The 25,616-nt window shown below is 37.1% G+C and carries 26 protein-coding genes and 1 pseudogene; 17 read left to right on the top strand and 10 right to left on the bottom strand.

Annotated features, from left to right (window positions below; all coding sequences use genetic code 11):
• Nucleotides 1–21: 21 nt before the first annotated feature.
• Nucleotides 22–1,953 (bottom strand): SUMF1/EgtB/PvdO family nonheme iron enzyme, encoded by a 1,932-nt coding sequence (locus QUE72_RS17470; RefSeq protein ID WP_286270404.1) that lies wholly within the window; start codon nt 1,951–1,953, stop codon nt 22–24.
• Nucleotides 1,954–2,246: 293 nt separating this feature from the next.
• Between QUE72_RS17470 and QUE72_RS17465 the strand changes: the two are divergent.
• Nucleotides 2,247–2,855: pseudogene (locus QUE72_RS17465) on the top strand (FMN-binding negative transcriptional regulator).
• A 1-nt stretch (nt 2,856) separates the two neighbouring features.
• Here QUE72_RS17465 and QUE72_RS17460 read toward each other — a convergent pair.
• From QUE72_RS17460 to fusA, 9 genes are all read right to left on the bottom strand, one after another.
• Nucleotides 2,857–3,747 carry a spermidine synthase gene (locus tag QUE72_RS17460; RefSeq protein WP_286270403.1) on the bottom strand — a complete coding sequence of 297 codons (891 nt, stop codon included), beginning with the start codon at nt 3,745–3,747 and terminating at the stop codon, nt 2,857–2,859.
• On the bottom strand, nt 3,740–4,363 hold the full coding sequence (locus QUE72_RS17455; RefSeq protein WP_074496211.1) for a fused MFS/spermidine synthase: 624 nt from the start codon (nt 4,361–4,363) through the stop codon (nt 3,740–3,742). Before QUE72_RS17455 ends, QUE72_RS17460 begins: the two co-directional genes overlap by 8 nt.
• 361 nt (nt 4,364–4,724) lie before the next feature.
• The gene (locus QUE72_RS17450) at nt 4,725–6,818 is read right to left on the bottom strand and encodes a winged helix-turn-helix domain-containing protein (RefSeq protein WP_286270400.1); all 2,094 of its coding nucleotides are present in this window, start codon (nt 6,816–6,818) and stop codon (nt 4,725–4,727) included.
• A 644-nt stretch (nt 6,819–7,462) separates the two neighbouring features.
• Nucleotides 7,463–7,642 carry a hypothetical protein gene (locus QUE72_RS17445; protein WP_074496209.1) on the bottom strand — a complete coding sequence of 60 codons (180 nt, stop codon included), beginning with the start codon at nt 7,640–7,642 and terminating at the stop codon, nt 7,463–7,465.
• Nucleotides 7,643–7,934: 292 nt separating this feature from the next.
• On the bottom strand, nt 7,935–10,082 hold the full coding sequence (locus tag QUE72_RS17440) for a peptidase domain-containing ABC transporter (protein WP_074496208.1): 2,148 nt from the start codon (nt 10,080–10,082) through the stop codon (nt 7,935–7,937).
• A gap of 54 nt (nt 10,083–10,136) precedes the next feature.
• Nucleotides 10,137–10,544 (bottom strand): hypothetical protein, encoded by a 408-nt coding sequence (locus QUE72_RS17435; protein WP_286270399.1) that lies wholly within the window; start codon nt 10,542–10,544, stop codon nt 10,137–10,139.
• Between the two features lie 2 nt (nt 10,545–10,546).
• On the bottom strand, nt 10,547–10,924 hold the full coding sequence (locus QUE72_RS17430) for a hypothetical protein (protein WP_074496207.1): 378 nt from the start codon (nt 10,922–10,924) through the stop codon (nt 10,547–10,549).
• Between the two features lie 4 nt (nt 10,925–10,928).
• Nucleotides 10,929–12,176, bottom strand: coding sequence for an HlyD family secretion protein (locus QUE72_RS17425; protein ID WP_074496206.1), 1,248 nt, complete (start codon nt 12,174–12,176; stop codon nt 10,929–10,931).
• Between the two features lie 299 nt (nt 12,177–12,475).
• Nucleotides 12,476–14,566, bottom strand: coding sequence for an elongation factor G (gene fusA, locus QUE72_RS17420; RefSeq protein ID WP_074496205.1), 2,091 nt, complete (start codon nt 14,564–14,566; stop codon nt 12,476–12,478).
• A 331-nt stretch (nt 14,567–14,897) separates the two neighbouring features.
• On the opposite strand from fusA, the gene QUE72_RS17415 reads away from it, so the two are divergent.
• The 16 genes from QUE72_RS17415 (at nt 14,898) to rplN (ending at nt 25,607) form a co-directional block, all read left to right on the top strand.
• Nucleotides 14,898–16,391 (top strand): tryptophan halogenase family protein, encoded by a 1,494-nt coding sequence (locus tag QUE72_RS17415; RefSeq protein ID WP_286270396.1) that lies wholly within the window; start codon nt 14,898–14,900, stop codon nt 16,389–16,391.
• A gap of 343 nt (nt 16,392–16,734) precedes the next feature.
• The gene (locus tag QUE72_RS17410) at nt 16,735–17,280 is read left to right on the top strand and encodes an RNA polymerase sigma factor (protein WP_286270394.1); all 546 of its coding nucleotides are present in this window, start codon (nt 16,735–16,737) and stop codon (nt 17,278–17,280) included.
• A complete protein-coding gene (locus tag QUE72_RS17405; protein WP_286270393.1) occupies nt 17,264–17,824 on the top strand; it encodes a hypothetical protein in 561 nt (186 codons plus the stop codon). Before QUE72_RS17410 ends, QUE72_RS17405 begins: the two co-directional genes overlap by 17 nt.
• Nucleotides 17,808–19,127 carry a PDZ domain-containing protein gene (locus tag QUE72_RS17400; RefSeq protein WP_286270391.1) on the top strand — a complete coding sequence of 440 codons (1,320 nt, stop codon included), beginning with the start codon at nt 17,808–17,810 and terminating at the stop codon, nt 19,125–19,127. The genes QUE72_RS17405 and QUE72_RS17400 overlap by 17 nt, the downstream gene beginning before the upstream one ends.
• A gap of 237 nt (nt 19,128–19,364) precedes the next feature.
• The gene (gene rpsJ, locus QUE72_RS17395) at nt 19,365–19,676 is read left to right on the top strand and encodes a 30S ribosomal protein S10 (protein WP_074496200.1); all 312 of its coding nucleotides are present in this window, start codon (nt 19,365–19,367) and stop codon (nt 19,674–19,676) included.
• A gap of 15 nt (nt 19,677–19,691) precedes the next feature.
• Nucleotides 19,692–20,330, top strand: coding sequence for a 50S ribosomal protein L3 (rplC, locus tag QUE72_RS17390; RefSeq protein WP_074496199.1), 639 nt, complete (start codon nt 19,692–19,694; stop codon nt 20,328–20,330).
• Nucleotides 20,331–20,348: 18 nt separating this feature from the next.
• Entirely contained in the window at nt 20,349–20,954 is a 606-nt protein-coding gene (gene rplD, locus QUE72_RS17385) for a 50S ribosomal protein L4 (protein WP_074496198.1), read from the top strand.
• Complete coding sequence (gene rplW / locus QUE72_RS17380; protein ID WP_074496197.1) at nt 20,951–21,253, top strand: 50S ribosomal protein L23; 303 nt, start codon at nt 20,951–20,953, stop codon at nt 21,251–21,253. The genes rplD and rplW overlap by 4 nt, the downstream gene beginning before the upstream one ends.
• A gap of 10 nt (nt 21,254–21,263) precedes the next feature.
• The gene (rplB, locus tag QUE72_RS17375; RefSeq protein ID WP_074496196.1) at nt 21,264–22,088 is read left to right on the top strand and encodes a 50S ribosomal protein L2; all 825 of its coding nucleotides are present in this window, start codon (nt 21,264–21,266) and stop codon (nt 22,086–22,088) included.
• A gap of 31 nt (nt 22,089–22,119) precedes the next feature.
• A complete protein-coding gene (rpsS, locus tag QUE72_RS17370; protein ID WP_074496195.1) occupies nt 22,120–22,398 on the top strand; it encodes a 30S ribosomal protein S19 in 279 nt (92 codons plus the stop codon).
• An 11-nt stretch (nt 22,399–22,409) separates the two neighbouring features.
• Nucleotides 22,410–22,742, top strand: coding sequence for a 50S ribosomal protein L22 (rplV, locus tag QUE72_RS17365; RefSeq protein WP_074496194.1), 333 nt, complete (start codon nt 22,410–22,412; stop codon nt 22,740–22,742).
• 11 nt (nt 22,743–22,753) lie between these two features.
• A complete protein-coding gene (rpsC, locus tag QUE72_RS17360) occupies nt 22,754–23,446 on the top strand; it encodes a 30S ribosomal protein S3 (RefSeq protein ID WP_074496193.1) in 693 nt (230 codons plus the stop codon).
• Nucleotides 23,447–23,456: 10 nt separating this feature from the next.
• The gene (gene rplP / locus QUE72_RS17355; RefSeq protein ID WP_074496192.1) at nt 23,457–23,870 is read left to right on the top strand and encodes a 50S ribosomal protein L16; all 414 of its coding nucleotides are present in this window, start codon (nt 23,457–23,459) and stop codon (nt 23,868–23,870) included.
• On the top strand, nt 23,870–24,061 hold the full coding sequence (gene rpmC, locus QUE72_RS17350; RefSeq protein WP_074496191.1) for a 50S ribosomal protein L29: 192 nt from the start codon (nt 23,870–23,872) through the stop codon (nt 24,059–24,061). The genes rplP and rpmC overlap by 1 nt, the downstream gene beginning before the upstream one ends.
• Complete coding sequence (gene rpsQ / locus QUE72_RS17345) at nt 24,061–24,309, top strand: 30S ribosomal protein S17 (protein WP_074496190.1); 249 nt, start codon at nt 24,061–24,063, stop codon at nt 24,307–24,309. Before rpmC ends, rpsQ begins: the two co-directional genes overlap by 1 nt.
• A gap of 929 nt (nt 24,310–25,238) precedes the next feature.
• Nucleotides 25,239–25,607: a 50S ribosomal protein L14 gene (gene rplN, locus QUE72_RS17340; protein ID WP_074496222.1), complete on the top strand. Its 369-nt coding sequence runs from the start codon at nt 25,239–25,241 to the stop codon at nt 25,605–25,607.
• Nucleotides 25,608–25,616: the final 9 nt, after the last annotated feature.

Genomic DNA, 25,616 nt, shown 5'->3' with positions numbered 1-25,616 from the left:
GCTTAGAAAAGCTGACTAAAATTAATTTTCACGAAGTACTCGAAAACCAACATAGTTGGAACGAAAACCGGGCGCTAATTCTAATCTTACAGAGGTTCTTGCAAGTTTAGGGGCAAAATTCCAGGAGCCACCTCGAGCAACTACTTTTTCACCATTAGTAAGTTCCCATACATTGCCTACGGTATCGTAAAGGCCGAGTCTATTTGGTCTAAATGACTTTATCGGTGATGTGCTTACATTAGACCACTTACTGCCACAATACGCGCAATTTGCACGTCCATTACCAATATCACTTCCCCACCAGTAGTTATCAACGCTACCAGCACGTGCTACGTATTCCCATTCTTTTTCTGTCGGTAAGCGATAGGTACGATCAGTTTGTTTAGTTAACCAAGCTAAGTAAGCTTTCGCATCGTTATCGCTAACGCAAACAACAGGATGCTCATCATCTTGCTTAAAGCCTGGGTTACGCCAATTTAACACGCTGTTATATGCAGGTTTTCCATCAATAAAAGCGGCACAGCCATTTTCACTTTCTGCTTCAGTAACGTAATTTGTCGCTTTTACAAAGCGTTTGAAATCACCAACGGTAATTTGATGTTGTGCAATTGCGAAAGGACGTAAGATTTCTTCACCCCGTGCAGGTTTTTCATTACTTAACCCAGCTCCTTTTAAATCACCCATTTGAAAGCGCCCAGCCGGTACGCCGATAAGCTCAGGACCTAACTCATCTCCAGGTAAAATATCTTGAACAGGCTCACCATTTGCAAAATTTATAGCTGATTTTACAAGTTCAGCTTTTACTGTTTTGTTTTTATTTAATCGTACTTGCTCTTGATGGTCTAAATAGCCTGGTTTAGTGATCACTATGTCATGTAAACCAGCTGAAAGCATGACCGATAACTTTGTTGAACCATAGCTTACACCATCTATAAAAACTTCATCATCATATTGATCAGAGCGAATAGTGAGTTCGTACATAACGCCTTCATCATTGAGCGTAATGGTGTTTCCAGCATCTACATTAACAGGGGCTATTTGTGCATGCTCTTTATCATAAGTGCAGTAACGAGTAGATAATTCGAGTAGTTTGCATGCTTCAGCATTCGGTAACGAACCTTGCAACTCTACTGTAACTGTTGTTGAATAGTTACCTTGGCCACTAAATTCACCTGATTCTACTTTATGGTTTAGTAGACGAACTTGCGCTGCAGAATTGTCTTTGTTTTGGCTAATTTTATTAGATTCAGTTGCATCAGCAAACAAACCATCTACAAACTGTTTAGAAGCTTTTTGTTTTGCTAATTGATTGCTACGAGTAATACATTGTTTTAATGTTTCTTGTGCATCACAAGCGACAGATTGTGATGTTTGAATTTGGTCTTGCTTATCAAATTCTTTTTGTAGTCGTTTAACACGTGAAATTCTAATTTCTTCTACTAACGCTTCACGAGCATTTGCTAATGTAAATCGTTGTAAGTTTGCATCAGCAAGTTGCTTTTTCAAACTAGTAATTAAAGAAACAGTGTTTTTAATGTCATCTTTATTTTGTTTCTGATTTTGAATGGCTTGACGATAGGCAGTTTGTGCTTGTGCTATATCTTGTTCGGGATTATCAACGAGAGCTTCGTATTGCTCGTTCATATTTAATAACGCTAAAGCACGTGCTTTCTTTAGTTCGTCTCCCCTACTTCGAAGTAGGGCTAATTTTTCTGTTTCAGCATTAAACTGTTCATTCAACGAATTTAATGTGTTGATAAAAGCAGAATATTCAGCCTCTTTATCACTCAGTTGAAGTTCTAAACTTTCTACCGAGTTGTAGCCCGAAGACACTGATTCAAAAGCGAATGTCTGTGAGCCAACTGAAATACAGCCAACCGTTAGTGCGAGTAAAGCCAAGCGCATGTTTATTTTTCCTGAACGATTTCGAATGTTAAGCCATAAATTAACCATGTTATTAAAACATTTTTAACTTACGGAATTACTTCAATTTAATCATTGATATAATTCTAATAGTTTCAATCATATTTGTTAAGAACTCAAAGCGCAAGTGATAATAATTGAAACGTTTGTTTTGATGGTAAGCCATAACGGGAAGTTTTTAATTCATGAAATAAGCTTAACAATAACGTTACACGATAAATTGCTGTATACCTATTAACAAATATATTTTGAAGTTCCGTTAAAAACAGATAAATTGTCATTGCTATGATAACAATAGACTTTAAGGTGTAAAGGGCTTCTCCATGTATGTACTACTACGAATGCAATTTCCTGAACCGCCATTGATTGACGACTTTTTGCATAAATATAGTTTTGTCACGTTAGTTTCTCCTTCTTTACAGGCAACGCGATTACCCTTGTATTATGATCAAGAAAGGCAGTTGCTAATTGGCCACTTTTCACGCGCAAACACACATTGGAAAGAAGTTGAGCAAGGTGCGTGTTTAGCCGTTTTTGATGGACCACATGGATACATATCACCGACTTGGTATACCAACCCTCCCAATGTGCCAACATAGAACTATGCGAGTGTACATGTAAAGGGCAAAGTAACGCTGCTTTATGGTGAAAATACTGTATTGGCTTTGGATAAATTGATGGAAAAGTATGAGCCTTCATTACTGAAAAAACGCGAAGTAGTGACACCTGAATATCAAGGAAAGCTTTTAAAAGGCATTGTGGGCTTTTCAATGACGATTGACCACATCGATGCCAAAGCAAAACTTGGTCAGCATAGAAGTAATGAGGATCAAAGAGGGGTCAAAAACGGCCTTTCAGTCACTGGCACATTAGGTAGCCAAGCGTTACTTGCCTTGATGACACAATGGCAAGTAACGCTTGGTACTGAATAAGTTAATAATTGAGTAAATTCGCAGGAGAAAATTGGTCAGTTAATATTTTAGTATCATCTGGCCAATCTTTATCATCGGCTGTTGATGTGATGTAAGTTGTGATATCGATGATGTCGACATCAAATGGCTTGAGTTGTTGTTGAAGTGCTTTGGCTCTTTTGGAAATATAGCTTTCGGTAGGTAAATCAGCTTTTGTAGTCAGAATGATTCTATTACTGTTATTACGATTACGCACATTAAAAAAGTCACCAAATACAGCATGATAGGTTGCCGATTCATGTTCATACAATTTGCTTATTGAAAATGTATTTGCTGCTAAGACACCTTTAGGTGACAATAATTTTTTTGTTTCTTCAAGAAACTCCTTGGTTAATAAATGCTCTGGAATATAATCGCCATTAAAAGCATCTAATATAATCCAATCATATTGTTCATTTTTAAGACCTGCACGTTTAATGAAAATACGGCCATCTTGCACTTTAGAAGTAACATGATCATTTTCGTAAAATCCAAAATATTCGCGTGCCACCTTAATAACTGCTGGATCTATTTCAACATTTTCTATTCGAGATTCAGGGTATAATCGGTGTAACGTATTCGACATAGTACCACCACCAAGACCAATAATAAGGATATTTTCAGGGGCTTTTTCTAACATTAATAAACTAGAAAATAATAGTTTTGTATAATTAAATACTAGCTTTTGAGGTTCACTTTTATAAAGGCAACTTTGATTAGTTTTGCTAGTTTTCACATTAAACTTCAAGCAGCGTACATCATAATTATCTTCGACTAAAATATTTCGATATAACGAACGCTCTTGGTGCACAATATCAGCCTTGGTGTGCTGACTTATAATGAATAGGAACAAAATATAAATTAAATTACGCATGGCGAGATTTTTCCTGAAAATAAAAAGTAATAGCGACTAAACCCAACAAAACTAATAAAGAACTATATGCAAAAATTATATTGTTTACTTCAAACCACAGAACAAAATAGAACGACGTCATAATTGTACCTAAAGCACTGCCTAGGGTTGATACAAAATAAAGCACACCTGCAACTTGTCCACTACGTTCCTTATCAATCACTAATAAACGTACAGAATATGGCGATATCATGCCCAAAATTACAGTTGGAACAAAAAATAATGCCATTGAAGCAAGTAAAGAACCATAGCGAGTGTCTTCTATATTAATAAAGATACTTTCCATAATATTTGGTGCCCATAATGCAATAGGTAGCACGGTAATTCCTGCTATTAAAAAAATTGTGCCATAGCGCTTTAATGAGGCATTACGTGTAGATAACTTCCCTCCGAGTAAATAACCCAAGCTTAAACTCAACATAAATACGGTAATAATACTTCCCCAAATATGTACACTGCTCCCAAAATATGGGGCAAGAATTCTACCCCCTAAGAGCTCGATGCCCATGATGGAAAAGCCTGAAGAAAAGGCAAGTGCGTAAACTAACGAATTATGAAATTTTGAAGATACAGCCATGTGAACTTATTGCTTTAATGTTATTAGATCGAAAAGACTACCGTAAGTTAGCAAAGAATGCACATGAAGTATATTTTATGAATAGGCGCTAATTATAGCGCCAAGCATGTGTTGCCTAAATTCTCGTTTTGTTTTTCTTTTTTACAAAACTATTGTCGATTGATATCTTCCCCTGATTTAGTAAGTCATAGTTAGAATGTATCGTTATGTTAGCGATATTTATACTTATCGATGCTAATAAAGTATTGCTGGCGATAAATAGTATGACGATAAATAAACGTTCCATGTTTTCTCCTAATAATTGAATTGATCACTATTCAAAGTAGACAAAACAATAATTAAATTATTGGGATAATATTGTTTATTTTGAAATTGACATTGTAACTTCCCCAATAAAAGTATTATTTACAGATAAGTCACTGAAATATAATTTTTTATTCTTTGAGGAGAGAAGCGTCAGATTTTTATCCGGCAACATCAATTTACTCAGCTCTTGGGTTAATAAATTATATGTATTTAATGTTTTTTGTGAATTTTCCCAAAAAAATAGGTAATTACCATTAATAGCCCAAAGTTCAGGTGACTCGAAAGTATATTGTGAAAGTATCTCCTGATTGAATGACATGTCATGATTGGAAAGTATAAATAATCCAGGCTTATTTTTTCTGGTAACAATATATTCATTGTTATCACAATTTTCTTTTACAGAAGTTACACTAGGCATAATCGAAGTAGATTTTAAAGTATTTATAACAACTCTGTTTAAGTACCACTCTCCTTTGCTTTTAATAGTTAAAAGTACTTTATTTTTGGAGCTACAATCTTTTGTAATGCTCCTTACTTCTCCTTCTTGAAAATTAATAGGTTTAAGTGCTTCTGAATCTAAATCAAGTAACATATATGAGTTATTTAATTTAAAAAGTATTAGTGAATTGCTTTCAAGCAATAACGGTTCAGAAATATAGTTGGAAGGATCGTTAAAATGAGTAAGTTGTTTGAGGTCTTTGGAAGACTTTTTCCATAACTCATAGCTACCAGATCTGTTAGAAACAAAGATTAAACTTTCATCATCAGTTGTTTTAATGGCGCTGTGATCTTTAAAAGATGAATGAATAACTTTATCTAAATTTACTAATTGATTATTTATCAACTCTATTGAACCAATATTTGATTTGTATGGATCTCCTTTAGATATCAGAAGTTTTTTGTTATTTACAAAAAATGGATCAGAAAGCCTCTCATTACTTTTAAATATACTGGTAATCTCAGCAGAGTTAGAGTTGACTTTGAATAAGGTATTGAAAGCGTCATCTGTGAAAACAAATTTATCACTTAAATGAGACCATGCAACTGAATCAACCTCATATTTTTTTTTCGTATAATCTAATTGTTCACCTGTATTTAAATTCAACATCACTACTGAGTGTGACATATCGTCATAGTAGCGTATAAATGCAAGTTTAGAATCGTCATTATTTAACGCAATATCAAAGTCACCATAAAAGTTGGACGGAGGATTTGTTAATAACTCTGATTCTTTAGTTTTTAAGTTTACTCTTTTTACTCTTGAAGGTTGGTTTTTATTTTGTTCTAAGTAATAAAGCCAGTAACCATCTTCAGATAGGGCTATATGAGGTACGTTAAAGTTATCTCCACACTTAGCGATAGACTGTATATTTGAAAACTTAATATCTAATGATACGTTTGTTTTTTGAACGACACACTTTCCATTAATTTCTGCAACATAAAATAATTGATTAGTTTTTTGTAGCCAAATAGGCGACCTAGTATTAATTAATGTGCTTATAGGTTTTGTATTTTTAGAGTCATTGTTTTGTACATGGACTTTATATTTATCTTGCCAGCCATTAAAGGTTACATAGGCAAGTAAATTACCATCCGCGTTTAACGATGGCTCAAACTCCCAGCCTTCTTCATACGTTAAAGGAATAATTTCTATATTCGTTTCTGTTTGTGTTTCTAAAGGTTTTTGCGACTGTTCGATTGCATACCAAACCATTAGTAAACTTAAAAATATAATAAGCGATAGCGTAAATTTTTTCTGCGGTGATATATTGGAAGATTTATCGGGAAGGCTTTGATCTACTTGCTTAACTGAAATAGTAGAGGCTACACAATGTAGGCTGTAGCCTGACTTTGGGTGGGTTTTAATAAATTCTTGCGTCTCACCACCTAAAATTTTGCGTAACCTAGAGATTGTAGCGTTAATCGTTCGATCATCTACATACCTATCTTTCCATACAATCTTAACAAGTTGCTCTCGAGACACTATTGAACCTTGATGTTCAATAAGACAACTTAACAAAGCTACATGTTTTGACTCTAACGTTTCGACTTTTGGTTGTTTATTATCTTCATTTTCTTGAAACGTTAAGGTTTTATTAATTGGATCAAATATCCAATTTTTTATTTTAATTAAATGACGTTTTTCCACAGCTCAGCACTCTCTTCCCTTGATGCCCATCGAACTACAAAAATTATACAAATGTTCAATCTTATTGATTTATATAAATAAATGCTATTTGGTCATTTTGTATCAAAACATTTCAGAGGTGGAAATGCAAGGCGATACTTATCGGCTAAGAACAGAAATACGTTAAAAATAGGGTTTAATACATTTGTAATAAAATAAACTTAGTATGAAAATAACTAATAGTGCGTAAAAAATAGTAAGCCATGTTATACGTGTAGTGAGTATAAGTAGTAGAGCAAAGCTAGTTAAGAGTATGTGGTAAATTTTTGACACTACTTGTTTGGCGGTGAATAAATAAAACCCTAAAAGTGTACAATTTATAGCCAGAAGCAGTAAGCTATAACGAATGTGTATAAAGAGGCCGAGTATCATTAATGATACTCCCATTGTTTTGGTCACAAATTGGTAAATTTGCGGGTTTTGGTTTTTTTTCATAAAAATAAAATTAGAACCACTTAAATTTTAATCTTGTTGTACGTTCTTTTCAAAAAGCTTTTCTATAAAACATCCAGAGAAGGGGGAAGTTTGTGTAAAGTCAATAAATGGAAGGTCATTCACATTCACTGACTTTATACTGGTTCATTCACCAACGTAAACTTATGAAATCAACGCTTAAAGGCAGATAAAATATCGCCGTTAATTGGAGTTTTCGGATCGTAGTCTTCCGGAAGTCGAAGTGCAGGACTTGGTAATGCTTGATTAGCAGTAAAGCCTAGGTGATGTGGCTGAGTTGTATTATTACCGCCGATAATCTTTGTCCATTGTGATCTATCTATATTAGTCATTTTAAAATCCTTATAAAATTATTTGGTTAAGTATGTAAAGTGTTATCTAATAGTGTAATTTACGTTGAGGCTTGACATAGCCACACGTATTAATAATTACTTTATATATGTGTAAAGATTGAATTCTCACTCTGATGTCATTTTTAAGGTTGGCATATCTATTACCTCCAGTGACGTCATGAAAATTTTCTTTACTTACAGTTTTTATTATAAAACTCCTTTTATTTTCGGTTATTCGGTTAACTAAATTGATAAGGCTGTTGCCCATCAGGTGTAAATGCAAAACCGTTATTTAACCGATTTGCAAATGCTGTTGTGATATATCTTCGAGTAGGCCATTGGTTAATGTTAATACCTTTTTTGCATGTTTAATGGTGTCTGGTCGATGAGCAATCATGACCCTAGTCATCGATAAGTCTTGGATTTTTTCACATATTTTAATTTCGTTTTCGCTGTCTAGATGACTCGTTGCTTCATCTAAGAAAAGAATACTGGGCTTTTTGTATAATGCTCTTGCGAGTAGGATTCGTTGTTGCTGACCGCCTGATAAGCAAGCACCCATATCACCAACGAGTGCATTATAGCCCATGGTCATCTGGCAAATATCTTGATGAATGGCGGCTAATTGTGCGCATTGTTCTACTTTTAAATAGTTTGGCTCAGGGTCGAAAAAGGAAATATTATCAGCAATAGAGCCTGCTAATAGTGTGTCATTTTGCATAACCGCAGCAATAATTTTACGGTAGTTTTTAAGCCCTATTTGTGTAATATCTTGATTATTGAAAAATATCTTTCCAGAAGTTGGGGAAAGTAAGCCTAACATCAGCTTAATCAAAGTAGATTTACCTGAGCCAGAAGCACCAGTGATGGCGATGCAATCCCCAGAATTTATAGTAAAAGTTAAATTATTAATGATGGGCGGTTCATCGTTATTATAACAAAAGCAAACATTTTCTAAACGAAGCTCTCCAGCATGTTCTTGCATTTCTTGCTTTATAGGAAATGAAGATTCCCGGTGTTTTTCTGTCTTTGATAATGCAATATCAGCAATTCTGTCTAAGTGTAGGCGCATCATTTTAAATTGAATCAGTTGTTCTATAAGGTTTGTGATGCTTTGCGTTAACTGTCCCTTATATGCAATGAAGGCTAATACCATACCGATAGATAACTCACTCCCCATAACTGCTGTTGCAGCAAAATAAATAACTAATACATTTTCTAAACCGAACAATGCTTTGTTGAAGTTTTCAAAACCAATTTTTAACTTTCCAAGGTGAATATCGGCATTAATAACTTCGGCAAATCGATTTTGCCAGATACCTTGACGCTGCGCTTCGTTGCCGAACAGCTTAATAGTTTGTATGCCCCTTATATTTTCTAAAAAATTACTTTGTTCTTTTGCTGAATTTTGAATGGAATCTTCTGTTGCTCTATGGAGGGGTTGGTATAAAGATACCCGGAAAATAATATACAGTGCTATTGCAGAAAGCACGATTAAGGTGAGCTTAATAGAGTACATTAGCATCATAACAAGTACGATAACTGACATCAGCCCATCAACCGTTGTCTCTACTATGCCAGTAGTCATTCTTTCTCGCACTTGATTAAGGGAACCAAAGCGAGAAACAACATCACCGATATGTCTCGACTCAAAGTAATTCATTGGTAAGCGCAATAAATGGCGAAGTAAGTTAACGCCCATTTGCATATTAAGCATGCTCGATAAACGTAAAATTAACCAACTTCTAATGGTATTTGTAACTACAGTTACGATCGCTAGTAGTGCAAATCCAAAAGCAAGAACAACCAATAATGATTTGTCGTAACTAATGAGTACTTCATCCACTACCCATTGCATGTAATACGGAGTCATGAGTGAAAAAATTTGTAAAAACAATGAGAGACATAATAGCTTCAACAAGGCTGATTTCAGGCCTGTGATATTACTCCACAATTGTGAAATTCGCATTTTTTGATGCTCAATGCGTGCTTCAAATTTTGAGGTTGGAGAAAGCTCTAGTGCTATACCGGTAAAATGCTGACTAAATTCTTCTTTAGAGTAAACACGCTTACCCAGAGCTGGGTCATTAATATAAAACTTATTTTTCGCTATTTTGGTTAGTACAACAAAGTGGTTCATATCCCAATGTAAAATACAGGGTAAATTAAGCTTGTTAATATCTTCTAATGGGCATTGCAATGGCCTACTTGCTAATCCTAAACTGTCCGACAGTTCAATAAGTTGCTGTAAATTCATTCCTTTTAGGTTAGCTGAGAAGCGACTTCGCATAGCTTGCATATCTAGTTGGTGACCAAAATACGATGCCACCATTGCAATTGCAGCTAAACCACACTCAGCAACTTCTGCTTGTAATATTAGCGGCACTCTTTTTTTCGTTGAAAACTCAAGTAATTGAGTGGTATTTGCAGCTAAATCCATTTAATTAAATCCCTTATTAATGTGTGACTCAATGCTCTTACTTATGTGTTATTGCTATTCGCCTGCAATAAGCAGATCTTTTAGGCTGCTATAGTTAATTGGTGCGAAATCAATTTTGAAATTTGGACATGAAAGAAAATAAAACCTTTGAGTTAATTGCTCGTTGGCTAAATATATTCGGTAAAAACATAGATATCGTTGAACATACAGACTTGCCTTTGGCAGGTAAGTCATCTTCCCTGTGCGGTGGTGAATAATAAATTCGTTCTCACTCATGCGTGAAAATAATAATATATTGGCATTTCGATAGATTAGAAATACATCAAGTAAGCTAAGCGTTAACCAAACACCAATACAAATAAAGTACATACTATTTTCAGGAGATAGCAGGCTAACAACAAGCAAAAGAAATATGCTGTTTAATAGATGATTTACACGATAGCTGACGCTGAAATTCATCATGATTATTGATCCTCTTCTATTACTTTTATCAGCTGAATAAAGTACATATACAGTACTAATAACACGCTATAGAAAAGCCAAAAGCCATGTAGCATTAGATCAGAAACAGCAGTAAAGAATAAAACAAATGTACAACATGTAGCGGCTTCGCTTAATGAAAAAAATAATGGGGAATTACGCTTTATTGAATATATAATTAAAATACTACTGATCACTAACAGGCTAGCAGATAGCACAAGTAAAGGATTATTCCCATGGAATAAAAAGATACATGCAATCAATAATTGACCAGTAAGTAATGAAACCTTCAAAGGGGTATCAACAATAAGTGTTTTTAATTTTAATAAGGCGTATGCCATATATGAGTGTTTTGCCAACATATGCTTACCTTAATTTTCCTTTAACGCTGAGAATTGGATCAATAACCCACTCAAATAAAGATCGTTTATCAAGTACAATATCTGCTTGAAACATCATGCCACTTTTTAACGGTAGTTTTTTATCGTAAACATCGATGAACTGTTTATTTAACTTTGCCTGAAGGCGGTATACTGGCTCGGTTATACTGATTGGAAAATTGACATCTTGTTGGGTGATCAATGCATTATCTACTCGAGTGACTTTTCCGGTAATAAAACCAAAGCGTTGGTGTGGAAAAGCATCAAATCGCAAATAAGTTTTATCTCCTTCCCCAATAAAGCCTGCTGAACGCGTAGGGAGCATAAGCTCTGCAATTAATGATGAGTTGTGTGGCAATATAGTTAAAAGTGGCCTGATTTTATTCAGCGTTTCGCCGGGTAAAATATGAATATCGGTAACAATGCCACTATGCGTCGCCTTAACCACATGACTAAAGTTATTTTTGATGTTAGTTAATTGACTATTAAAGGTAGAAATACGTTGCTGTAATATTCTGCGTTTGGAAGCGAATTCAAATGGTTGTGAAAGTTGCTGGTTTTCTAATTGGCTAATTTTTTGATGTAAGCTAACTTGTGATGTCACTAACTGCTCTGACTCTTGTTTGACTGTTAAATGCCGTTCGCGTTGTTGTTGTATATCGAGAGTTGAAATATATCCTTTTTGATGTAGTGACGTTAGTTGCAATGTTTGCTTTTCTAACAATGCTAATTTTTCATCTATTAACGCTTTCTGTGCTTGTAGTGCCACTAATGATTGATGTGCTAATACTATTTGCTGATTTAATTCATCAGTTGAACGTTTTTCTAACAGAGGTAACTCAGAGAGTTCTTGGCTTTGAAGGCTTATTTGTAGTTCAACGTCTTTAATCAGTTGTTGATTAACATCGTCACCATTTTCTAAGGCTCTGTTGCTGACGATAGATACTAAAGGGGTTCCTTTCTCGACTAACTGCCCTGCCGATACTAGTACTTCTTTGATTGTGCCGGTTTTTTCTGAGAAGCTTTTGATGAGCCCTTTATTAGGCCTTAAAAAACCTATAACAGTTTCTTTCCTTGTATATTCGGCATTGAACAGAAATATTAAGGTAACTAACACTGTAATCGAAATGACTAACACGGTCAGTTTAAGAGGGATGGGTTGTGCTAAGGTGACTGAGCCCACGAGGCGCTGTCCTTGTGCATCTACCGCTTGTTTTCTAAATAATTGTGACACCTATCTTCCTTAATCGCTAAAACTGTCCTCGCGGGCTCATGTGATCCCTGCTGTCAAATTAAGGTAGATAGCTAATATTCAATGGGCAAGTGGTGTTAAACGAATAAAAATATAATTAATTCTATTTTATTGATATTTATAAAAATAATGGAAGGTTGTATTAATGTTGTGAATATATTGTGCGAGGTTTTTTAACGTTTATGGCAAATTAAAGTGTTGTGTGAAACTTTAGAATAAGACAAAGCACATAAAAAAGCCCCGCATGAGCGAGGCTTTTCAAAAAGCGTTAAAGGGCTAAATTACTTAGCATCTTTACGTGCTTTTGCTTCAGCAATTACTTCTTCAGCTACATTGCTTGGACAAGCTGAGTAGTGGCTGAATTCCATCGAGAATTGACCACGACCTGAAGTGATTGTACGTAAGTGTCCAATGTAACCGAACATCTCAGAAAGTGGTACGTCACCTTTAATGCGAACACCTGTAGTGCCAGCTTCTTGGTCTTTGATCATACCACGACGACGGTTAAGGTCACCAATTACGTCACCTACGTTGTCTTCAGGAGTATACACATCAACTTTCATTACCGGTTCAAGTAATTGTGCACCTGCTTTTGGGATTGACTGACGGAATGCGCCTTTAGCGGCGATTTCGAATGCAACAGCTGATGAATCCACCGCGTGGAAACCACCGTCGAATAATTCAACTTCAACATCTAATACAGGGAAACCAGCAAGAACACCTTCATCCATCATGCCCTTGAAGCCTTTTTCAATGGCAGGGAAGAATTCTTTAGGAACGTTACCACCAACAACAGTTGATTTGAATACGAAACCTGAGTTTTGCTCGCCTGGCTTGATGCGGTAATCAATTTTACCGAATTGACCAGAACCACCAGATTGTTTCTTATGCGTATAAGAATCTTCAATCTCTTGTGTGATTGTTTCACGGTATGCTACTTGTGGCTTACCTACTTCAAGTTCAACACCGTAAGTACGCTTCAAGATGTCTACTTTGATATCTAAGTGAAGCTCACCCATACCTTTAAGGATGGTCTCACCTGAATCTTCATCTGTTTCAACTTGGAAAGAAGGATCTTCAGCAACCATCTTACCAATAGCAATACCCATTTTCTCAGTTGAACCTTTATCTTTAGGTGCTACAGCAATTGAGATTACTGGTTCTGGGAATACCATTGCTTCTAGTGTACAAGGGTTCTTAACGTCACATAGTGTGTGACCTGTTTGAACATTCTTCATACCAACGATTGCTAAAATGTCACCCGCTTGTGCTTCTGTTAACTCGGTACGGTCATCAGCTTGCATCTCAACCATACGGCCGATACGTTCTGTTTTGCCTGTGAATGAGTTAAGTACAGTGTCACCTTTCTTGATACGACCTGAATAGATACGTACGAACGTAAGGGCACCAAAACGATCATCCATAATTTTAAACGCTAACGCACGGAACGGTTCTTTATCAGCATCAACAATAGCGAATTCGCCTGTTGGTTCACCTTCTTCATCCGTTAACGGCTGAGGTGGAACTTCTGTTGGTGCTGGTAAGTAGTCAACAACAGCATCAAGAAGAAGCTGCATACCTTTGTTCTTAAATGCAGAACCACAGTATGTTGGGAAGAACATTAGCTCATTTGTACCCTTACGAATACATGCTTTGATTTGTTCTTCAGTAGGGGTAATTTCACCCTCTAAGTATTCCATTAATAAATCTTCATCTGCTTCTAGAGCAGTTTCGATTAATTCTTCACGATACATTGCAGCGTCGTCTACCATATCGGCAGGAATATCTTGTATTTCATAATTTTCAGGTTGACCTGAATCATCCCAAATGTACGCTTTTTGAGATAAAACATCGACAACGCCAACGAAGTCATCTTCTTCACCGATTGGTAAAGTCATGACAAGTGGGCGTGCACCAAGTACATTTTTTACTTGGTCTTTAACACGGTAGAAATCTGCACCTAAACGGTCAAGCTTGTTTACAAATATTAAACGAGCTACTTTTGATTCGTTAGCATAGCGCCAGTTAGTTTCTGATTGCGGCTCTACACCACCAGAACCACAGAATACACCAATACCACCATCAAGCACTTTTAATGAACGATATACTTCAACGGTGAAATCAACGTGACCAGGAGTGTCAATTACGTTAAAACGGTGCTTTTTCCACTCACATGTTACTGCAGCTGATTGGATAGTAATACCGCGCTCAGCTTCTTGTTCCATGAAGTCTGTAGTAGATTCACCATCGTGAACTTCACCAAGTTTATGGATTTTACCTGTAAGTTTCAAAATTCGTTCAGTTGTTGTGGTTTTACCAGCATCAACGTGAGCGAAAATACCAATATTTCTGTATTTGCTTAAATCTGACATTGCTTTGCTCTAAAGGGTTAGTGAATAAAAACCGCGCGAGTATACCAGAAGTTACGTTAAACAAAAATAACTATTGCTAAGAAAATTTTGCTGTTTATTAATAGAGGTTCGTAAGTTTTGGCTTTATTGCTTTGCTGATATTCATAACATCGAGTGATGAAAGTTTAAAATTAATCTGTTGAGTTAATATTATTACGGTGAAAATATAGTGCAATTTACATGAGTAAGATATTTACAATGTAATTTGCATAAATTTATGTTTGCTTGAATTTGTTAATATTTGTTACAGTTTGTTACATATGGTGAGTCATTAAAAGTGAGAAACATGTAAATGCAGAACTCTTCTATTAGGCATATTATTATACTAGGAGGTGGCTCCGCTGGATGGATGAGCGCAGCTTCAATAGCCAATGCAATCCAAGATAATTGCAAAATCACTGTGGTTGAATCTGATAGAATTGGAACTATCGGCGTCGGAGAGGCGACTATTCCGCCAATCAAGGGGTTTAATAAGTCACTTGGTATTGATGAACATGAATTTTTAAAAGCAACTAAAGGGACGTACAAGTTAGGGATTGAGTTTGTCAATTGGGCTAAAGACGAACACAGCTATTTCCATCCGTTTGGTAGCTATGGTGTTAATTTCGATCCCATACCATTTTATCAGTTTTGGTTGAAAGAAAAGCATGGATCGTCATTAAATGACTTTTCTATGGCGTGGCACTTAGCAAAAAATGCAAAGTTTGAACGGCCACAGACAGACCCTAGTTATATTATGTCCACATTTGACTATGCTTACCATTTTGATGCGAACTTGTACGCAGATTATTTACGAAAGTATACAACTGCTAAAGGGGTAGAAAGGATTGAAGGAACTGTTGAAAGTGTATATGTAGATCATCAATCAGGCACTATCAAATCGCTCACGCTAGAGTCAGGGAAGACTATTTCAGCTGATTTTTTTATAGATTGTACAGGTTTTCAAAGTCTGTTAATTGAGAAAGCATTAAATAGTGGTTATGTAGATTGGAGGCATTGGTTGCCATGTGACAGAGCTGTCGCTGTTCAAAGTGCACACAGTAATAGAATTTCACCTTACACAAAATCTATTGCGCGACCTGCTGGGTGGCAGTGGCAAATACCTCTTCAACATCGCATGGGAAATGGTTATGTTTATTGCTCTAAGTTTATTACAGATGAAGAAGCGAAAAATGAACTTATAGAAAATATAGATGGCGATCTTCTTACTGAGCCCAAAGTGGTACACTTTAAAGCTGGTAAGCGTACTGAATTTTGGAAGGGAAACTGTTTATCAATAGGGTTGTCATCAGGTTTTCTTGAACCTTTAGAGTCCACAAGTTTACACTTAGTTCAAACGGCAATTAGTCGATTTTTGTCTTTGTTTCCTAGTGATAGTGAAGATGTGTTATCTTCGCAAGAATACAATCGTTTAACGAGTGATGAATATGACGAAGTTAGAGACTTTTTGATACTGCATTATTATGCGAATCAACGTCAAGAAGGTGAGTTTTGGCATATGTGCGCGCAAACCAATATTCCTGATTCACTGCGTTATAAAATTGAACAGTTTGCTCACAACGGTAGAATTGTCGCACGCGAAACTGATTTATTTAGAGAAGCCAATTGGGTTGCTGTATTAGTTGGCCAAAATATAATACCTAAAAATTATGACCCTCTCATTGATCTAAGGCCAAAAGTCCAGCACAAAAGGTTCATTAAAGATATCAAACAAGTAATAGTAGAATCTGCAAAAATGGCAATGACGCAAGCTGATTACATTAATAAATATTGTAAGTCAGAGTAATTAACAGTATTTAGGCTGGCTGTGGGATAATACTTGTGTCAGCCTAATTGTTTCTTGATTCATATACCACCTTCGTCTTTCTTTTACATCCCTGCTTAAACTAACGATAATCACATTTTATTAATTGTTGAATAGCGCTATTTATTCCGCTCTGAACATTATATCAACTCAACAAAAGTACTATAAATAAACATCATTGAAGCTTATGTTTTGGTGTGAATTTTGCTGAGTAAGCTTGTTTTATCGTTTAATTTTTACATAGTTGCGTTAATTTTCATTTTATTGCGACGAATTTTAAATATTAAACGTTTATAAAAGTAAGGACGCACAAAAGGGAAGTATTTTGGATTGGTGTGATGAACAATTTTTAGAGAGCTTAGCTTTAGGAGATAAAGATGCTCGTGAACAATGCTATCACTTCTTAGCTCCACAACTGTACACTGCAATTGTTAAAATTTGTCAATCCCATGAGGTGGCGCAGGATCTATTGCATGATACGTTTATTATTATTTTTGAAAACATACACAGTTATAGAGAACAAGGTTTGTTTGTCGCATGGGCTAAAAGAATAGCTTTCAATACCACAATTAGTTTTTTCCGAACCATGAAAAAGAAAGCTAATTACTGTGATGACGAAGTGGTAGAGCAAGTATTGGAGTTAAACATTGAAAAAAGTATTGATGATTTAAAAGTAATTGATGAATTATTTTCAGTTTGCGGATATGAAGAGCGAGCTGTGATTTGGCTTTATATTGTTGAACAATATAGTCATAAAGAAATAGCGGAATTAACTAATAAATCCCCTAGTTATTCTAAATCTATTGTCTCTAGAGGATTAAAAAAAATACGTATTGTTAGTCAGGAGAAAAGCAATGCAAGAGTCAAATAATGACAGTAATTGGGAGTGCTCACTATCTGAAGACGAACAGAAAAAGCTAAGAGTACTGCGTGAATCAGCAAAAAACATCACAATAGAAGCCCCCTCACCAATTGTTTTAACGAAATTGATTGAACAATCAGCTAAGCAAAATAGAGGTTCAAAAATTAGAACGGTGTCAACGCTTTTATCTTGGAATGTAATCTCGAAAATTAAACTTGTTTTTCGTGATGTCTTTGAAATTCATTATATTAAGCGAGTGATGGTTTTAAGTGGTGTTCTAGCTGTCAGTGTTATCGGTGTAGAGCACAAATTGACTAATATGGAAATGGAAAAAATACTTCAAGTAAATAGGCTGTTAGAAGAAAGGCTGCTACAAGAAAACAACTTGCTCTATAGAGATATAGGAACTTTAGGTGAGCTCTATTTTCTAGATATTCAACTTCAAGAAGCCAAAACACACGAGGCCAAAATTAAGATTTTACAGAAACGAAAAGAACTCATTGCTAATCTAACGGTGAATTCCTTAAGGAGGAATCATGCAAATTCTATATAAAGTAGGGTTCAGTGCTATGATAGCTATGGTCTCTATATTTAGTGAAGCTGGAAGTAATAGCTGCGCTACGGTTTCTTTTGATTCAAGTTATACAAAGATAGGAACGCCGTTTATTATTGACAATAGAATTGATGATCGTAAATTTGATGTCGGAAAGCTAGCGGAAAAGAAAATTGTATATAAATTTAAGCCTGGACTTCGTACAGTACACTTTAATGTTTTCGGTAACGTAATTGAATTAGAGTCCGATATTGAAGGAGAACTCGGCAGACCAAAGATCCATGAATTAGTTCCTTTTCTTTTTAATTTTAAAGCGAACCGTCACTATACGTTATCGATAAAGTCCACTGCGAATTCAAATAGCATTAGTGTCAAAAATGAGACTGAAAAGCAATGCCATATTACAAATAAAACTGAAGTATTTGGACAAACGCGTGCACTTATTCTAAAGACTGATCCTTTTCCGCAGGCAATCGAAGATCAATTAAATAAAGTCTTTGGTAAAATAACTAATTATTATAAGGACAAGAAAAGCTATAAATCAGGAGACTTTTTTGCGTTAGAGCCTGATGAATACTTTGGTTTAGTACTGGACGAAAAAGAATATGATAAAAAATCGATCAAGATATTGTCGGTTTTACCGTTTTCGTTAGCATATAATTTAGGGTTACGATCCGGTGATATAATTCTTTCTTTAGGAGATGAGCGAGGGTTTAAACGCAACGCTAAAAGCACGTTAGATGACTATTTATATGCTTTAGATTTTTCCGATACTATTCGCTTTGAAGTTGAACGTGACGGTAACAAAAAGATTTTGTCTGATGACTATTATCCAAACTTAATACCCGAATCGGCGTTCTCTTTTAATCATTTAGCCAATGAAACCCTATTGGTTGATATTAAACGTGAAAAAGCGTTTATGCCGAAGCAGCTTAAGTTTGAATATCAACGACTCATGCTTTTGCTTAATGCTTATTATCTTTCCACGGGTATTAATTCCGGCGATGTCGTAATAAGCCGACTAGCCAATGAATCAAAGATAACATTTGAATTATTGCTATCATTAGACTCTTTAAAAACTGGTACAGCGATTGTTCGAAAATCTGAACTTTCAGGTAGGCGTTATCATGGGCGGAGAGGGGTGACGTTACGTAAGCGTATACAGGGTAATAACTATAATATAGGCATAAAGGGTAAAAGGGTACATGAAATGAGGGCAGATAGACATCCATCTCCAACATATAGCAGTAGCTCAGCCCCTAAAGCTAGCTCAACAAAAAACAAGAAATCTAGTAGCAACTAAACATATTAATTAAAAACTGCAGACTTAAAAATATTTTGTTGCTTAAAAAGCAAGATTATGTATAATACGCGCTCCTGATTGACAATGTCTTCAGGAGCGTTCTTATTTTTTAAGCTACGCAGGAAATAACAGCAACTCCGATTTGGAGTTGAATGATTTAATCGGTACTCCCCCCTTTCTCAATAAGAAAGGAGATGGGCTGTACTTTGTTCGTTCTTTTATTAGGGGATTTGATAAATGTCAAATCAAAGAATTCGCATTCGTTTGAAAGCGTTTGATCATCGTTTGATTGATCAATCTACAGCAGAAATCGTTGATACTGCTAAACGTACTGGTGCACAGGTTCGTGGTCCAATTCCATTACCTACGCGCAAAGAGCGTTTCACTATTTTGATTTCTCCACACGTTAACAAAGATGCGCGTGATCAGTACGAAATCCGTACTCACAAGCGTTTAATTGATATCGTAGAACCTACTGATAAGACTGTTGATGCATTAATGCGTTTAGACTTAGCAGCTGGTGTCGACGTTCAAATTAGCTTGGGTTAATAGGGGGTTTTAGACATGACTATCGGTCTAGTCGGACGTAAAGTTGGTATGACTCGTATCTTCACTGAAGATGGCGCATCTACTCCAGTTACAGTCCTAGAAGTTGAAGCCAACCGAGTTGCTCAGGTAAAAACTGTAGACAACGACGGTTATTCAGCGATTCAAGTTACTACGGGTACTAAAAAAGCCAACCGTGTTAACAAACCTACAGCAGGTCACTTTGCGAAAGCAGGTATCGAAGCTGGTCGTGGTTTGTGGGAATTCCGTTTAAACAACGGTGAAGGTGCTGATTTAGCTGCTGGTAGTGAAATCACAGTTGAGATTTTCAACGACACAAATTTAGTTGACGTGACAGGCACATCAAAGGGTAAAGGTTTCCAAGGCGGTATTAAGCGTTGGAATTTCCGTACTCAAGATATGACTCATGGTAATTCATTGTCTCACCGTTCAAACGGTTCAATCGGTCAATGTCAAACACCAGGTCGCGTATTTAAAGGCAAAAAAATGTCTGGTCACATGGGTGCTGAGAAAGTTACTACTCAAAACCTTGAATTAGTTCGCGTAGATGCTGAACGTAACTTGCTTCTTATTAAAGGCGCAGTTCCGGGTCACGTTAACGCTGACATAATCATCAAGCCAGCTGTAAAAGCCTAACGTCTGAGGAGAATTTTGATGGAATTAGCATTAAAAGACGCGTCAGGCGCTCTTGAAGTTTCAGAAGCAACTTTTGGACGTGAGTTCAACGAAGCTTTAGTACACCAGGTAGTTGTTGCATATGCAGCAGGTGCTCGTCAAGGTACTGTTAAGCAAAAGAACCGTTCTGAAGTTAGCGGTGGTGGCAAGAAGCCATGGCGTCAAAAGGGTACTGGTCGCGCGCGTGCTGGTACAACTCGTGGTCCAATTTGGAGAACAGGTGGCGTTACATTTGCTGCTCGTCCTCAAGATCACAGCCAAAAAGTAAACCGTAAAATGTATCGTGGTGCGATCAAAAGCATCTTATCTGAGTTAGTACGCCAAGAACGTTTAGTGATTGTAAATGACTTCTCAGTTGATACACCTAAAACGAAAGACTTAGTGTCTAAGTTAAAAGGTTTAGAGCTTAAAGATGTATTAATTGTTACACCAGAAGTAGATGAGAATTTATTCCTTTCTGCTCGTAACTTATACAAAGTTGACGTAGTTGACGTACAAGCGATTGACCCTGTTTCTTTAGTTGGTTTCGAAAAAGTATTAATGACTGCTGACGCGGTTAAGCAAATCGAGGAGATGTTAGCATGATAAGCGAAGAACGTTTGTTAAAAGTGCTTTTAGCACCAAACATTTCTGAAAAAGCAACATTGACTGCAGAAGCAAACAACACGATTGTTTTCAAAGTAGCCACTGATGCTAAGAAAGCTGAAATCAAAGCGGCAGTAGAGAAACTTTTCGACGTAAAAGTTGACGGTGTTCGTACTTTAAATGTTAAGGGTAAAGCTAAGCGCACGGGAGCTCGTATGGGCCGTCGTAGTGACTGGAAAAAAGCTTATGTAACTCTTGCTGAAGGTAGTGACATCGACTTCGTTGGCGCAGAAGCATAGGAGAAGCAAAATGGCAGTTGTTAAATGTAAACCAACTTCTCCGGGTCGTCGCCACGTAATAAAAGTGACTAACCCGGACCTATATAAAGGTAAGCCTTACGCACCTCTTTTAGAGAAAAACTCTAAGTCTGGTGGTCGTAATAACACGGGCCGTATTACTGTTCGTCACGTTGGTGGTGGTCATAAGCATCATTATCGCGTAATCGACTTTAAGCGTACTAAAGATGGTATCCCTGCAAAAGTAGAACGTGTGGAATATGATCCAAACCGTTCAGCTAATATTGCATTAGTATTATATGCAGACGGTGAGCGTCGTTATATTTTAGCGCCAAAAGGCCTAAAAGCTGGTGATGCAGTACAGTCTGGTGCAGATGCACCGATTAAAGCAGGTAATACATTACCATTGCGCAACGCACCATTAGGTAGTGTTGTACACGCAATTGAACTTAAGCCTGGCAAAGGTGCTCAAATCGCTCGTGCGGCGGGTACTTACGCTCAGTTAGTTGCAAAAGACGGTGCTTATGTAACTTTACGTCTTCGCTCAGGCGAAATGCGCAAAGTAGAAGCAGATTGTCGTGCAACTTTAGGTGAAATCGGCAACGCTGAACACATGCTTCGCTCTCTGGGTAAAGCTGGTGCTAATCGTTGGCGTGGTGTTCGCCCAACAGTTCGTGGTGTAGCCATGAACCCAGTTGATCACCCTCACGGTGGTGGTGAAGGTAAAACTTCAGGCGGTCGTCACCCGGTATCTCCTTGGGGTGTACCAACTAAGGGTTATAAGACTCGTAAGAACAAGCGTACAGATAAATTTATCGTACGTCGTCGTACTAAGTAATTAGTGCTTAATTAATTAAAGAGGAATCACCATGCCACGTTCTCTCAAGAAAGGTCCTTTTATTGACCTACACTTGTTGACGAAGGTAGAGAAAGCGGTGGAAAGCGGGAATAAAAAGCCAATCAAAACTTGGTCCCGTCGCTCAATGATCATACCTAATATGATTGGATTGACTATCGCTGTCCATAATGGTCGTCAACACGTTCCTGTATTTGTTACCGAAGAAATGATCGGTCACAAATTGGGTGAATTTGCACCAACACGTACTTATCGCGGCCATGCTGCTGATAAGAAAGCGAAGAAGAAGTAAGGGGAAGTTAAATGGAAGCTATTGCTAAACATAAATTTGCCCGTGGTTCTGCTCAAAAAGCACGTTTAGTTGTGGATCAAATCCGCGGCTTGCATGTTGAGAAAGCTTTGGAAATCTTAGAATACAGCAACAAAGGTGCTGCTGTATTAGTAAAGAAAGTACTTAACTCAGCAATTGCTAACGCAGAGCATAACGAAGGTGCAGACATTGATGATTTATTCGTTAAAACCATTATGGTTGACGATGGTCCTACAATGAAGCGTATTAAGCCTCGTGCGAAAGGTCGCGCGGATCGTATCCTGAAGCGTACAAGTCACATTACTGTGATTGTTGCTGATAGCTAGGAGATATTAGAATGGGTCAAAAAGTCCATCCAAATGGTATTCGCTTAGGTATCACTAAACCTTTCGCGTCTACTTGGTTTGCAAGTAGCAAAGAGTTTGCAGATAACTTACACGGCGATCATTTAGTTCGTGCATACTTATCTGAAAAACTTAAGCGTGCATCATTATCAAAAATCGTGATTGAGCGTCCAGCTAAATCTATCCGCGTAACAATTCACACGGCTCGTCCTGGTGTTGTTATCGGTAAGAAAGGCGAAGACGTAGAAAAATTACGTGTAAAAGTATCTAAAATCGCTGGTGTACCTGCACAAATTAATATTGCAGAAGTACGTAAGCCAGAAATGGATTCACAATTAGTTGCTGACAGCATCGCGAGCCAATTAGAGCGTCGTGTTATGTTCCGTCGTGCAATGAAACGTGCTGTTCAAAACGCTATGCGTTTAGGTGCTAAGGGTATCAAAGTAGAAGTTAGCGGTCGTTTAGGCGGCGCAGATATTGCTCGTTCAGAGTGGTATCGTGAAGGTCGTGTACCTCTTCACACTTTACGTGCAGATATTGATTATTCAATTGCACGTGCTGACACTACTTATGGTGTAATCGGTATTAAAGTTTGGATCTTTAAAGGTGAAGTAATTGGTGGTATGCCTGCACAGGTAGAAGCCCCAGCTAAACCTAAGAAAAGAAACAACCGCAAGAGCAAGTAGGGGATAAGTAATGTTACAACCAAAACGTACTAAATTCCGTAAGCAATTTAAATTGCGTAACCGTGGTCTTGCGAACACTGGTAGCACTGTAAGCTTCGGTACTTACGGCCTTAAATCTGTAGAGCGTGGTCGTATGACTGCTCGTCAGATTGAAGCGGCACGTCGTGCAATGACACGTCACGTTAAGCGTCAAGGTAAAATCTGGATCCGTGTATTCCCAGACAAACCAATTACCAAGAAGCCTCTTGAGGTTCGTATGGGTAAAGGTAAAGGTTCTGTGGAATATTGGGTATGTCAAATTCTACCAGGTCGTGTTCTTTATGAAATGGAAGGTGTATCAGAAGAGTTAGCGCGTGAAGCATTTGCTTTAGCAGCAGCTAAACTTCCGTTCAAAACAACCTTCGTAACTAGAACGGTGATGTAATGAAAGCTAGCGAATTAAAAGACAAAAGCATTGAAGAGTTAAATGCTGAATTACTTGAGCTTATGCGCGAACAGTTTAACTATCGCATGCAAGCAAGCACAGGTCAGTTAGCACAAACTCACTTGCTAAAAACGGTACGTCGCAATATTGCACGTGTTAAGACTATCATAACTGAGAAGGCTGGTAAGTAATGAGCGATAAAATTCGTACACTACAAGGTCGTGTAATCAGTGACAAAATGGATAAGTCTATCACTGTCCTGATTGAGCGTCGTGTTAAGCACCCTATCTACGGTAAGTTCATTTCGCGTTCAACTAAGTTGAAAGCACATGATGAAGCTAACGTATGTAATGCGGGTGATATTGTAACTATTCGTGAATGTGCTCCTATTTCTAAGAGTAAATCTTGGACATTAGTAGACGTAGTTGAAAAAGCGTAATTGCTGATTTAACATCACAATAAGTACAATATAAAAGGCTCTGCTAGTAATAGCAGAGCCTTTTTTTTGCTAAATAGAAAACCTTCTACTTTTAATCACTAATTCTCATTAAAAGGCTATGCCTTAAAAATTTATTCATATTTATTTTCCTTGAACGATAAATGTACGTGACCACTTAATTAGTGTGATTATTAAAAAGTAGATTCTTCCGTTTAAAAAAGATTAAAACGCGACTTATACCAATTCGCATAAAGATTAAGTCAGTTCAGAGCGATGTCAGAGGTGGAAGAATAAGCGAAACGTGTGTAGGCATAGTTGTTTCTACATCAAACAGGTTTTGCGCAGTTATCGCGCCTCTAATACGCTCCCAAAGGGCGAGTTTAAACGCTTCATAGTCTGTGTTGTTGATTTTGAAAAGGACGCTACAAGGATGTAGCTTATTAGAAAACGCAGGAGCACGTTCTCCTGAATAACCTATTCTCTGCAATCAACACCGTGCCTCTAAAGCGTTTAAACCTCGCTGAATGACCGAATATTTATACGAATTGGTATTATTACTCAGGGGGTGAAACTAAGGTTAATCATCACTATCTCTTTGATAGGTATTCATAAAAGTACCATAATATCTGTAAGTATTGAGGGTGTTAATCGGATGGAAATTCATACAATTGATAAAGAGAGTAAACGTTAATTTAATGATTTTTTCGGAAAGTAAATCGCGCATACCTGCGCTATAAATGACATAGAAATAACTTTCAAAAAGCACGCCTTAAATTTTCTCAGCTACAGTAAAGAAAATTGTTTATTTAAAGTACCATTTTGAAATAAGTGGTGTTATAATCTCGCGCCCTCCGAATAACGGATGGGTTTTAAAGGCAGTGACGGGTCAAATTTCTGGCCTTGAATTTTATAACAGCGGAGCACATAAAATGATCCAAATGCAAACACAGCTAGACGTTGCTGATAACAGTGGCGCTCGACGCGTGCAATGTATTAAGGTCCTTGGTGGCTCGCACCGTCGCTATGCACGCATAGGTGACGTCATCAAAGTTGCAGTGAAGGAAGCAATTCCTCGCGGCAAAGTAAAAAAAGGTGATGTACTAAATGCGGTAGTGGTGCGCACTAAAAAGGGCGTTCGTCGCCAGGATGGCTCAGCCATTCGCTTTGACGGCAACGCGGCTGTAATGCTTAATGCAAATTTACAGCCAATTGGTACTCGTATTTTCGGGCCGGTAACACGTGAATTAAGAACTGAAAAGTTCATGAAAATCGTGTCACTTGCACCAGAAGTACTATAAGGAGTCACG

Origin of the sequence: Thalassotalea hakodatensis (assembly GCF_030295995.1) — a bacterium.
GTDB lineage: Bacteria > Pseudomonadota > Gammaproteobacteria > Enterobacterales > Alteromonadaceae > Thalassotalea_C > Thalassotalea_C hakodatensis.
Note: the sequence above shows the minus strand (reverse complement) of the source record. Positions and strands in the feature narration are given on the sequence as shown.

Excerpts from the sequence above, each read along its gene's own strand:
- rpsJ (WP_074496200.1), top strand. The coding sequence starts at position 19,365 with ATGTCAAATCAAAGAATTCGCATTCGTTTGAAAGCGTTTGATCATCGT.
- rplW (WP_074496197.1), top strand. The coding sequence starts at position 20,951 with ATGATAAGCGAAGAACGTTTGTTAAAAGTGCTTTTAGCACCAAACATT.
- rplB (WP_074496196.1), top strand. The coding sequence starts at position 21,264 with ATGGCAGTTGTTAAATGTAAACCAACTTCTCCGGGTCGTCGCCACGTA.
- QUE72_RS17435 (WP_286270399.1), bottom strand. The coding sequence starts at position 10,544 with ATGATGAATTTCAGCGTCAGCTATCGTGTAAATCATCTATTAAACAGC.
- rpmC (WP_074496191.1), top strand. The coding sequence starts at position 23,870 with ATGAAAGCTAGCGAATTAAAAGACAAAAGCATTGAAGAGTTAAATGCT.
- rpsQ (WP_074496190.1), top strand. The coding sequence starts at position 24,061 with ATGAGCGATAAAATTCGTACACTACAAGGTCGTGTAATCAGTGACAAA.
- QUE72_RS17400 (WP_286270391.1), top strand. The coding sequence starts at position 17,808 with ATGCAAATTCTATATAAAGTAGGGTTCAGTGCTATGATAGCTATGGTC.
- QUE72_RS17405 (WP_286270393.1), top strand. The coding sequence starts at position 17,264 with ATGCAAGAGTCAAATAATGACAGTAATTGGGAGTGCTCACTATCTGAA.
- QUE72_RS17440 (WP_074496208.1), bottom strand. The coding sequence starts at position 10,082 with ATGGATTTAGCTGCAAATACCACTCAATTACTTGAGTTTTCAACGAAA.
- rplP (WP_074496192.1), top strand. The coding sequence starts at position 23,457 with ATGTTACAACCAAAACGTACTAAATTCCGTAAGCAATTTAAATTGCGT.
- rplC (WP_074496199.1), top strand. The coding sequence starts at position 19,692 with ATGACTATCGGTCTAGTCGGACGTAAAGTTGGTATGACTCGTATCTTC.
- QUE72_RS17445 (WP_074496209.1), bottom strand. The coding sequence starts at position 7,642 with ATGACTAATATAGATAGATCACAATGGACAAAGATTATCGGCGGTAAT.
- rplD (WP_074496198.1), top strand. The coding sequence starts at position 20,349 with ATGGAATTAGCATTAAAAGACGCGTCAGGCGCTCTTGAAGTTTCAGAA.
- rpsC (WP_074496193.1), top strand. The coding sequence starts at position 22,754 with ATGGGTCAAAAAGTCCATCCAAATGGTATTCGCTTAGGTATCACTAAA.
- fusA (WP_074496205.1), bottom strand. The coding sequence starts at position 14,566 with ATGTCAGATTTAAGCAAATACAGAAATATTGGTATTTTCGCTCACGTT.
- QUE72_RS17430 (WP_074496207.1), bottom strand. The coding sequence starts at position 10,924 with ATGTTGGCAAAACACTCATATATGGCATACGCCTTATTAAAATTAAAA.
- QUE72_RS17455 (WP_074496211.1), bottom strand. The coding sequence starts at position 4,363 with ATGGCTGTATCTTCAAAATTTCATAATTCGTTAGTTTACGCACTTGCC.
- rplN (WP_074496222.1), top strand. The coding sequence starts at position 25,239 with ATGATCCAAATGCAAACACAGCTAGACGTTGCTGATAACAGTGGCGCT.
- rplV (WP_074496194.1), top strand. The coding sequence starts at position 22,410 with ATGGAAGCTATTGCTAAACATAAATTTGCCCGTGGTTCTGCTCAAAAA.
- QUE72_RS17460 (WP_286270403.1), bottom strand. The coding sequence starts at position 3,747 with ATGCGTAATTTAATTTATATTTTGTTCCTATTCATTATAAGTCAGCAC.
- QUE72_RS17470 (WP_286270404.1), bottom strand. The coding sequence starts at position 1,953 with ATGGTTAATTTATGGCTTAACATTCGAAATCGTTCAGGAAAAATAAAC.
- rpsS (WP_074496195.1), top strand. The coding sequence starts at position 22,120 with ATGCCACGTTCTCTCAAGAAAGGTCCTTTTATTGACCTACACTTGTTG.
- QUE72_RS17415 (WP_286270396.1), top strand. The coding sequence starts at position 14,898 with ATGCAGAACTCTTCTATTAGGCATATTATTATACTAGGAGGTGGCTCC.